This window comes from Neobacillus citreus (assembly GCF_018343545.2).
GTDB lineage: Bacteria > Bacillota > Bacilli > Bacillales > Cytobacillaceae > Neobacillus > Neobacillus citreus.
Window position 1 is genome coordinate 85515 of sequence record NZ_JAGYPE020000001.1, and the last position, 10112, is coordinate 95626.

Annotated in this window: 10 protein-coding genes and 1 pseudogene; all 11 read right to left on the reverse strand. The window is 42.8% G+C overall.

All coding sequences use genetic code 11. The features are described 5' to 3' along the window. Nucleotides 1-61 precede the first annotated feature (61 nt). Entirely contained in the window at nucleotides 62-769 is a 708-nt protein-coding gene (locus KHB02_RS00415) for an ABC transporter ATP-binding protein (protein ID WP_213140392.1), read from the reverse strand. Next, on the reverse strand, nucleotides 762-1529 hold the full coding sequence (locus KHB02_RS00420) for an ABC transporter ATP-binding protein (RefSeq protein ID WP_213140393.1): 768 nt from the start codon (nucleotides 1527-1529) through the stop codon (nucleotides 762-764). Before KHB02_RS00420 ends, KHB02_RS00415 begins: the two co-directional genes overlap by 8 nt. Before the next feature lie 2 nt (nucleotides 1530-1531). Beyond that, entirely contained in the window at nucleotides 1532-2560 is a 1029-nt protein-coding gene (locus tag KHB02_RS00425; protein WP_213140394.1) for a branched-chain amino acid ABC transporter permease, read from the reverse strand. Further along, entirely contained in the window at nucleotides 2560-3423 is an 864-nt protein-coding gene (locus tag KHB02_RS00430) for a branched-chain amino acid ABC transporter permease (protein ID WP_213140395.1), read from the reverse strand. The genes KHB02_RS00425 and KHB02_RS00430 overlap by 1 nt, the downstream gene beginning before the upstream one ends. Before the next feature lie 80 nt (nucleotides 3424-3503). Beyond that, on the reverse strand, nucleotides 3504-5180 hold the full coding sequence (locus tag KHB02_RS00435) for a long-chain fatty acid--CoA ligase (protein ID WP_213140396.1): 1677 nt from the start codon (nucleotides 5178-5180) through the stop codon (nucleotides 3504-3506). Nucleotides 5181-5207: 27 nt separating this feature from the next. After that, nucleotides 5208-5792, reverse strand: coding sequence for a TetR/AcrR family transcriptional regulator (locus tag KHB02_RS00440; protein ID WP_213140397.1), 585 nt, complete (start codon nucleotides 5790-5792; stop codon nucleotides 5208-5210). A 158-nt stretch (nucleotides 5793-5950) separates the two neighbouring features. Further along, on the reverse strand, nucleotides 5951-7120 hold the full coding sequence (locus KHB02_RS00445; protein WP_213140398.1) for a thiolase family protein: 1170 nt from the start codon (nucleotides 7118-7120) through the stop codon (nucleotides 5951-5953). A gap of 48 nt (nucleotides 7121-7168) precedes the next feature. After that, nucleotides 7169-7942: an SDR family oxidoreductase gene (locus KHB02_RS00450; protein WP_213140399.1), complete on the reverse strand. Its 774-nt coding sequence runs from the start codon at nucleotides 7940-7942 to the stop codon at nucleotides 7169-7171. 22 nt (nucleotides 7943-7964) lie between these two features. Continuing rightward, entirely contained in the window at nucleotides 7965-9170 is a 1206-nt protein-coding gene (locus KHB02_RS00455) for an acyl-CoA dehydrogenase (RefSeq protein ID WP_213140400.1), read from the reverse strand. Nucleotides 9171-9461: 291 nt separating this feature from the next. Beyond that, nucleotides 9462-9836, reverse strand: a complete 375-nt coding sequence (locus KHB02_RS00460) for a PaaI family thioesterase (RefSeq protein WP_213140401.1) — start codon at nucleotides 9834-9836, stop codon at nucleotides 9462-9464. A 53-nt stretch (nucleotides 9837-9889) separates the two neighbouring features. Further along, nucleotides 9890-10112: pseudogene (locus tag KHB02_RS00465) on the reverse strand (hypothetical protein); the annotation flags it as partial.

Here is a 10112-nt window from a genome sequence, read left to right on the forward strand (position 1 = left end):
CTGTTTAAGATTTCCGGATCCAGCAGTAGATCGTAAGCTCAAGCCTGCTAGACCCGCATTTTTATGCACCGATGTAGGCTTTTCTTACCTCATCGTTAGCAAACAATTCTGCAGACGTACCTTTAAGGACAATTGTTCCGTTTTCAAACACGTAGCCTTTATCGGCGATTTTTAACGCTGCATTGGCATTTTGTTCGGCTAATAGAATAGTTGTTCCCTCTTTATTAATTTTTTGGATAACCTCAAACATTTGTTCAACGACTAATGGAGCCAGACCAATCGAAGGCTCGTCCAATAACATTAGCTTCGGCTTTGACATGAGTGCTCTGCCGATGGCTACCATTTGCTGCTGTCCTCCGCTCAAAGAACCAGCTGGATCGTGGCGCTTGTCCTTTAAAATCGGGAACAATTCATACACATGCTCCAGCGAGTGCTTGATTTGATCTTTCTTCCGGCGATGGACATAAGCACCCATTTTTAGATTTTCTTCCACAGACATGGCATGAAATAGCTTTCTTCCTTCCGGGCACTGGCCAATTCCCCATGCAACTGTTTGGTCGGCAGACGCCTTATTTAAATTCTTGCCTTCAAAAATAATCTCACCTGTTGATGGTTTGTTAAGGCCGCTGATGGCCCGGAAAGTTGTACTCTTTCCAGCCCCATTTGAGCCTAACAATACAACGATCTCACCCGCATTTACCTCAATATTAATGTCATGAACGGCAGTAAAGCTTCCGTATTTGACAGAGACATTATCAAGTTTAAGCACTGGCACTCCCTCCCAAATAAGCCTTAATGACCGTCTCGTTATTACGAATTTCATCCGGTCTTCCTTCGGCGATTTTTTCACCGTAGTTAAGGACCATGATTTTATGGGCTATTCTCATGATCATTTGCATCTTATGTTCAATCAAACAGACCGTAATCCCTTTATCGACCATCTTCTGCATTAATTCAGCCAGGCCATCTGTTTCGCTTGGATTCACCCCGCCGGCAGGCTCGTCAAGAAAAACGATTTCCGGGTCAGTGGCGAGTGCTAACGCAAACGCTGTTCGTTTCTTCTCTTCCTGTGTTAACCCCCCTGCCAGTTTACCTGCTAAATGCTCTAAACCAACGAATTCAAGGACTTCCATCGCTTTATCACGACATTGTTCCTCTTCCTTCTTAAGCCTAGAAGTTCTCAATATAGCATCAAAGAGATTGGATTTTGTACGCAAGCGATGCCCGACAATAACATTGTCCAACACGGTTGCTTGGTCAAAAAGATTGGTAGTTTGGAACGTCCGTGCTACCCCAAGTTCAGCTATTTTATTAGAAGGCAGTTTAGTAATATCCTGGCCTTTGAATATAACTTGACCTGAGCTTGGACTATGGAAGCCGCTAATTAAGTTGAAAAATGTAGATTTTCCTGCACCATTGGGACCAATGATGGCATTGATCTTTCCTTTTTCAACCGAGAAATCGACATTGTTGACTGCCACGTTGCCGCCGAATTTTTTTGTCAGGTTTTTTGTCTCTAAAAAAATCATGCCTACCCCTCCTTAACCTGATTTTTAGCCCGCAGGTCGCTTTGAATATACGATTCCTTCTTGTCTGCCAGCTGCTTTTCTTTCTTGGCCATGCGCTTTCGGTAGATGTCTGTGACGCCGCCAACGATTCCGCGCGGATAAAAAATAACGAGCAGCGTTAGAAGTGGTCCGAAAATGAGCATGCGGTACTGCTGAAAATCCTGTAGCATCTGTGAAAGCCAAATGACAAGCAAAGTCCCGATAATTGGACCGGTAAGTGTTCCGATACCACCAACAATAAGGTATGTTAGCAAATCAAAGATAATCGCAATATTACCGATATCTGGGCCGATGAAACGTACAAAGGATGCATACAAAGCACCGGAAAGGCCAGCAAAAAATGTAGATAAAACAAAGACTGTTAATTTATTTCTTCCCGTTGAAATCCCAATTGTCTGTGCTAAATCTTCACTATTTCGAATCGCAATGTACGATCTTCCAGACAGTGAATGAATAATTCGGTACATAACCAAAATGACGAGGAGAAGGAAAAATAATACCAGGTAATAATGTGATTTTTCCGTCTCGAATGTAATTGGGCCAAAGCCTTGAGGTGCAGGAATTCCAATCAGACCACGAACACCCTCTGTTAAACTTTCCCATTTGTCAATCACGAGATAAATAATATAACCTAAGCACAATGTGTAGATTGCGAAAAAGTGCTCTTTCGTTCTCAGCGCAATCAAACCTACAATTAATCCTAGGATACTAGTAATCAACAGCGATAAGACAAAAGCAAGCCAGAAACTCATATGGGCTTTTACTGTTAAAATCCCCAAACCATACGCTCCGATTGCAAAGAATCCTGCGTGTGCCAATGAAAGATAACCGGTATAGCCTGCGAGCAAGTTAAGTCCATAAACCCCAATCATCCAAATAAACGCCAGAGTCATTACGTGAATCAAATAGGTATTTGTTGTTATTAACGGAAACACAAGAGAAACCAATACTAACAGAATGATAATATTTCTTTTGTTAAATAGCGCTGACATTAATGTCCCCCCTTTGAAAACAATCCGGTTGGTTTAACCGTAAGAATGATAACGAGGATAAAAAAGGCAATAATGTCCTTATAGTCATTTGAAATGTAGGTCGCTCCCAAGCTTTCGCTGAATCCGATGATATATCCTCCGACGATAGCACCTGGGATACTGCCCATTCCACCAAGAATAATAATGACAAACGCTTTTAAGATAACTAGCTGCCCCATCCCTGGGAAAACTAGATTGATTGGTGCCGATATGGATGCAGCGATAGCTGCAAGTCCACCTGAAATCATAAAGGTCAACATAGCTACCCGCGTTGTATTGATCCCAACAAGACTTGCACCTTCACGATTCTGCGACATCGCAATGATCGTAGAACCGGTATAAGTTTTTCTTAAGAAAAGGTTTAATAGAATCATAACGATAACCGCAGCGACTACAATAAGAATTCTCTGCATCGTAAGTGTTAAGCCAAAAACTTCAACAACTTGTCCATATGGTGATGGCATGCTCTGGTATTCTGCTCCCCAGGTATATTGTGCGAAAGCTTCTAGGAATAAGAGGATACCTATGGCAGCAATTTTATCTTGGATTGGCGGTGATTCCCGAAGAGGGTAAAAGACCAGCCTTTCCATTAAGACACCAATAATACCGACAACAATAATTGAAACAAAGATCGCAATCCAGTAATTAAGTCCGAATTTGGTCATCATGGTTAGCGTTATGTATCCGCCCATCATGTAAAGTGCACCATGAGCAAAGTTTGGAATGTGCAAAATTCCATAAACTAGGGTTAAGCCCAAAGCTACCAGTGCGTAAACACTCCCTATGGTTAAACCGTTAAACAACTGCTGAATAAGAATATCCATTGCTCTCCTCCTTTGTGTTAGTTAGTATAATTTTTTCAAGAGGGGCCTTCTGCAATTTCAGCCCTCTTGATCATAACCGTTTAATGGACCTGATTCTGAACCTTTTCATTTTCTTCCTCCTGAAGGGTGCGCCAGAGAATTTTGCCGCTGGAGGTCATTGGAAACACCTCTCTGAACTCAATCATGCGTGGATATTTATAGGCGGCCATGTGATGCTTTGACCACTCGATAATGTCATCCTCGCTGACTTTGCCTTCATACCCTTCATTTAAGATGACAAAAGCTTTTACGTTTTCCCCTCTTCTAGGATCTGGTACTCCCACGACGCAAGCTTGCTGAATAGCAGGGTGCTTGTAAAGGTATGACTCGACTTCAGTTGGCCATACCTTGAATCCGGAGGCATTAATCATGCGTTTAACACGATCGACCATAAAGAAATATCCATCTTCATCAAAACGGCCAATATCCCCAGTTCGGAAAAACCTTTTCCCATCAATCTCAAGGTATGCTTCCCGGTTTTCGTCATCGCGGTTATAGTAGCCAACCATTACCTGCGGTCCATTGACAATAATTTCACCGACTTCACCGACACCAAGTTCCTTTCCAGTTGACGGCTCAATAATTCTAGCATCGACATCATAGGAAGGGATTCCAAGACACTGCATTTTTGGTCGATTCGGCGGATTGAAATGGGTCTGGGCAATCGTTTCTGAAAGTCCGTAGCCTTCGACAAATCGCAATCCCGTCAGGTTAAATAATTTTTCACCAACCGCTTCTGGAAGAGCTGCTCCTCCACCAGCAAGATAGGTTAAGGAAGCAATGTCCTCCACCTTCAGATTTGGATTGGCAAGAAAATCGACAATCATGGTAGCGATTGTGACCCAATGGGTGCAGCCTAAGCTCTTTATTAGTTCCACTGCCGCATCCCGATTCCACCTCGTCATAATGACCATCATACTGCCGCTGAAAATTGGCATGTGCATGCTGTGCACCATACCCGTCACATGGAAAAGCGGCAAGGTCATCAGATGGATGGCATTTGGTGTTGTAGAGGACCAGTGGTAGCAGCCTACAGTATTCGCATTGACTGACCGGTTAGTATGCATACAACCTTTTGGAAGACCTGTTGTCCCTGATGTATAGGGCATAACAGCCAAATCATCACCTTTTGCCGTATGTTCTGATGGAGTGAGATTTGCCTGAATCGCATCAACCCAGTTGTAATGATTAGGATTGTTTACCACTAATCTTGGTGCCTCCACCTCTTTTGGAAGCATTTTTTCAAAGCCTTCACCTATATAATCTGAATAGGCTGCAAGGAGCAGGTGCTCCAAGGAGGTTTTTCCTAACAGAGGCTGAACTCGGTCTAAGAGTTCTTGTCCGGCGATTGCTGTTTTAATTCCGCAGTCGCGAATGTAAAATTCCAGTTCATCCGCAACCAGCATTGGGTTAATTGGGACTACAACAGCGTTGGCCCTTAGAATGGCGTAGAAACCAATCACAAATTGCGGGGAATTTTGCATAAAGAGCAGGACTTTGTCCCCTTTTTTTACGTCTAACTTATGCTCTAAGTATCCGGCCAGGGCATTTACTTCTTCATCTAATTGCTGGTAAGTCAATTTATTCCCATAGTAGAAGATAGCATCCTGATCAGGATAACGGCTTGCACTTACTCTAAGATTGTCATAGAGTGAAGTGGCAGGGACATTCAATGATTTTGGGATATTTGGCCAATGTTGATAATGAAGAGTTAACAATCTCGATCTCTCCTTTTTGCAAGAATGCTAGATGTTAGGTGTGTAAACGCTATCATTGCTAATTCCGTTTAAAATAAGGTCAAGAAATATATCCGCAACCTTTTCTTCAGGGACTTCTCCCTCCGGGTTGAACCAATAATAGCTCCAGTTGGTCATGCCAAGGATAGCCATTGTTATTATATCGGCGCGGCCCTTTTGGAGGATTCCTTGTGTAATACCTTCTTCAATTAATTTTTGGACATTATGACGAAATGCGCTTCGTTTTTCCTTGATTTCGAAGAAATTATCTCTGCTTAAATGCCGCATTTCTCTGGTAAATATCCGGGCACTTCTCAGTTCGATTCTAATGGTGCTAATCTGCATTAAGATAATCTCATGCAGTTTTTTGGCAAAATCATACGAAGAATTATTCATAATTTCTTCCTGCTGTTTGATTATTGACTCAATATACAACAGATGAATTTCCTTTAACAATTCCTCTTTACTGCTGAAATAATAATAAAATGTACCCTTTGTTACACCCAGTTCCTGGACAATATCCTGTACCGAAGTTGACTTAAACCCGTTTTTATCGAATAGTAAAATCCCCGTCTCCATTATCTTTCGCTTCATCGGTTTATCCTTTCAGCATTAAAATCAAAGTGCTGCTGTAGTGGAATGTGGTAGGTGGCGTCTGACACCAAGATTGACTTTTCCCCTTTCAATAAGGCGTTTGGTCAAGTTTGGTGCCTGACACCTAGATGAGGACCACCACAGTCAGTACCTTGTTTTTATTCGCTCTCGATGATTGTAGCGATTCCTTGGCCGCCGCCAATGCAGGCGGTGATAAGGGCATATCTTCCGCCGGTGCGTTTTAGTTCGTAGCAGGCTTTGGTGACGAGGATGGCACCTGTTGCTCCCAACGGGTGGCCATGGGCGATGGCCCCTCCGTTAACATTGACTTTTTCCATATTCATTTCAAGCTCGCGGTTGCAAGCAATTACTTGAGCGGCAAAGGCTTCATTGATTTCGATTAAGTCCATGTCTTCTATGGATAATCCTGATTTTTCAAGAACCTTTCTAACAGCCGGAACAGGGCCAATTCCCATGATATTCGGGTCAACACCGGCAACTGCATAGTGACGGATAACCGCTAGTGGAGTTAAATTTAATTCCTCTGCTTTTTCCCGTGACATGATAACTAGGGCCGATGCAGCATCATTTAGACCTGAGCTGCTGCCTGCAGTGACTGATCCATCCTGGAGGAATGCTGGTGGAAGCTTTGCCAAACCCTCAATGGTCGTTTCCGGCCTTGGATGCTCATCACTATTGAAAACAATCGGCTCACCTTTTCTAACAGGTATAGTGATAGGAACGATTTGTTCATTAAAGCGTCCTTCTTCCACGGCAGCTTTCATTCGTTGCTGGCTTTGGAGCGCGAATGCGTCCTGCTCTTCCCGTGTAATATTGTATTTTTTCACGAGATTTTCAGCCGTAATCCCCATTGGCGGATCGCCTATTTCTTTAGGAGAGAGCTGCGATTTCCGGAAACTTGGAGGATTCGCACCATACGGTTTTTCCGGCCGGTCCATCAAGTAAGGAGCACGGCTCATACTTTCTGTTCCGCCGGCAATATAGATATCTCCATCCCCAGCTTTAATTGCCTGGGCTGCTAGATTAATAGCATTAATTCCAGATCCACACTGCCTATCGACTGTCACGCCCGGAATTTCGATGGACAGTCCCGTTTGCAATGCAGTTAATCTCGCAATATTTCCACCGCCTGATAAAACATTTCCCAAAAAAACGTCGTCTATCATGTCAGGCGTGATATTTGCCCTTTTAACTGCTTCTTTAATTACTTCAGCTCCAAAAACATGTGCTGGAACGCTCGCTAGTGCGCCTCCCTGTCTGCCAATGGCAGTTCTAACTGCCGAAACAATGACAGCATCTCTTTTCATTAAGCAAATCCCCTCCTGCTTTTTTATATTTACGATTCTATTAATTTCTTACATTACATGTGAGCCGCCGTCTACAACAACGATATCCCCGGTTACAAAGTCCGAAGCTCGCGATGCCAGGAACAACGCTACACCTTTCATATCTGTATCAGTCCCAAACTTACGTAATGGAGTGCCTTCTAAGATGGCTTCACCACCAGCATCAAGCAGCCCTTTTGACATTTTTGTTGGGAAGAATCCTGGTGCAATTGCATTAACATAAATACCATGCTGGCCCCATTTCACAGCTAAATCCTTTGTGAAGGTAATAACTGCCCCTTTGCTAGCGTTATAGCCAATCGCATTCATGTATTTTGGGTTCGACCCCTGAAGCCCAGCGACAGAAGCAATATTAATGATTTTGCCGCCCTTTTGTTCGATCATCACTCTTCCGACTGCCTGGGACATTAAGAAGGTTCCGGTAACATTCGTATTCATTACCTTATTCCAAGCCTCAAGCGGCATTTCCTCGACAGGCGCTCCCCAAGATGCACCGCTGTTGTTGACAAGAATGTCGATGCGTCCGAATTTTTCCATTGTTCGTTCCACAACGTTTCTAACATCTTCAGGATTGGAGACATCACATTTTAATGCTAGACTCTCGACTCCAATCTTTTTTAAGCCTTCACTTACTTCCTCACAGGCCTCAAGTTTACGGGAACAGACCACTACATTGGCGCCTGCCTCCGCAAATCCTTCAGCAATTTGCTGGCCAAGACCTCGGCCGCCGCCTGTTACAATGGCGACTTTACCTGTTAAATCAAAAAGCTCTTTAACATGCATCTATTTTTTCCTCCTAATACGATTAACGGTATTTTTTCAATTCATAGCGGGCAATCGCACGCTTATGCACTTCATCCGGACCATCAGCAAGTCTTAGTGTACGGATATTGGCCCAACTTGCGGCAAGAGGAGTGTCCTGGCTTACACCGGCGGCGCCAAATGCCTGAATGGCACGGTCAATTATCTTTAATGCCATGTTAGGCGCAACCACTTTAATCATGGCAATTTCGCCTTTTGCCTCTTTATTTCCAACTGTATCCATCATGTAGGCCGCTTTCAATGTAAGTAAACGGGCCTGCTCGATATCTATTCTCGCTTCGGCAATCCATTCTTGAACTACGCCTTGCTCGGCAATTTTTTTACCGAATGCTGTCCGTTCCTGAACGCGTTTGCATAGAAGCTCAAGTGCACGTTCAGCTGCACCGATGGTTCTCATGCAATGATGAATTCTTCCAGGTCCTAGACGTCCCTGCGCGATTGCGAAACCTTTACCTTCGCCCCAAAGCATATTTGAAGCCGGTACACGAACATTGTTGTATTCAATTTCGGCATGGCCATGCGGTGCATGGTCATAACCAAATACAGTTGTAACTCGTTTGATTGTGACTCCAGGAGCATCGAGCGGTACTAGAATCATCGATTGCTGCTCATGTTTTGGTGCATCAGGATCATTTTTACCCATAACAATCGCAATCTTACAGCGAGGGTCTCCAGCGCCCGATGACCACCATTTTGTTCCATTGATAACGTATTCATCGTCATCACGGACAATACTTGCTTGAATATTGGTAGCATCGGATGAAGCAACATCCGGCTCAGTCATTGAAAAACAGGAGCGAATTTCTCCATTTAATAACGGCTTCAGCCATTTTTCTTTATCTTCTTCAGTCCCGTAACGGACCAATACTTCCATATTTCCGGTATCAGGCGCAGCACAGTTAAACACTTCTGGTGCAAAATGGACACGTCCCATGATTTCACAAAGCGGTGCATATTCAAGGTTCGTTAAACCGGCTCCATATTCACTCTCTGGTAAAAATAAGTTCCATAGACCAGCTTGCTTTGCCTTTTCTTTTAATTCTTCCATTATTGGCGGGATCTTTGAAAATGGATCGTTTTTATCAATTTGATCATGATAGAGCTTTTCATTTGGATAAATATACTCTTCCATAAATTCAGTAAGTTTTTTTTGCAATTCTACTACCTTATCGGAATAACTAAAATTCATCCTTACCACTCCTCTTTTTTCTACATACTAACTAGTTGGTATGTCGAATAACCTAATATTATTAAAAATTTTTCGAATATTCAATTCGATATTTTCGACAATTTTCTCATCGTTATAGTAGAATCATATTTTTTGAATATTTTTTAGGGGCATCTTTTCAAATTGCTATAAAATTCCGTAATTTAGCTGATTTATAATAGATCAGCATGGACACACAGTGATAGAAATTTCTATATTAATCTACTATTTTTAGTCGAAATTTTTTGAAAATAATATCGGGAACTTTCTTCTCTATGCATTTCTGACTATCTTATAGGTACCGGTTCCTTTGGCAATTAATGTTGCATTCTCGTCAATAATTTCCGCTTCCAGCACAGCCATTTTATAGCCCTTTTGGAGAAGTTTAGCCCTTGCAAAAAGATGACCGGTATTTGCTGGAGCAAAATAGTGAACATCCAGATTCATAGCTGTAACCGGGCATTGATATACGGAACGGAGAGCAATTGATTGCACCGTATCAAGCATCGAGGCGTGAACTCCTCCATGCAGGCTTTTATTCGTATTTAGCAGGTCGGTTTTTATTGAGAGCTTCAGCAAAATCTCTTCCTCTGAGGAATTTACGAGTTCAAATCCGATATGCTTGAAAAATGGATTCCTTTCCATCATTTCATATATCTCCCAATCCAATCGGGACACCCTATCACCACCTTTCAATTTCTTCATTGTTTAACAGGACTTGCCTTGAACATGCCTATAGCCTTGGCAGCAACAGCACCATCCTGCCCATAAACGATTCCCTCGGCTGTTATGACTTTTTCCTCGATATTAAGTATATTTGTTTTCGCATGATAGTTTTCTTTCGGTCTTAGGTCAAAAAAGGAAACGTTTAGGTTAATCGTCGTTGCAAACGAATTTGTTTCCAGGGAGGCAGTCGCCCCCATG

Coding starts and splice junctions, on each gene's coding strand:
- KHB02_RS00450 (WP_213140399.1), bottom strand. CDS start 7,942: ATGCATGTTAAAGAGCTTTTTGATTTAACAGGTAAAGTCGCCATTGTA.
- KHB02_RS00425 (WP_213140394.1), bottom strand. CDS start 2,560: ATGTCAGCGCTATTTAACAAAAGAAATATTATCATTCTGTTAGTATTG.
- KHB02_RS00460 (WP_213140401.1), bottom strand. CDS start 9,836: ATGATGGAAAGGAATCCATTTTTCAAGCATATCGGATTTGAACTCGTA.
- KHB02_RS00445 (WP_213140398.1), bottom strand. CDS start 7,120: ATGAAAAGAGATGCTGTCATTGTTTCGGCAGTTAGAACTGCCATTGGC.
- KHB02_RS00440 (WP_213140397.1), bottom strand. CDS start 5,792: ATGAAGCGAAAGATAATGGAGACGGGGATTTTACTATTCGATAAAAAC.
- KHB02_RS00455 (WP_213140400.1), bottom strand. CDS start 9,170: ATGAATTTTAGTTATTCCGATAAGGTAGTAGAATTGCAAAAAAAACTT.
- KHB02_RS00430 (WP_213140395.1), bottom strand. CDS start 3,423: ATGGATATTCTTATTCAGCAGTTGTTTAACGGTTTAACCATAGGGAGT.
- KHB02_RS00420 (WP_213140393.1), bottom strand. CDS start 1,529: ATGATTTTTTTAGAGACAAAAAACCTGACAAAAAAATTCGGCGGCAAC.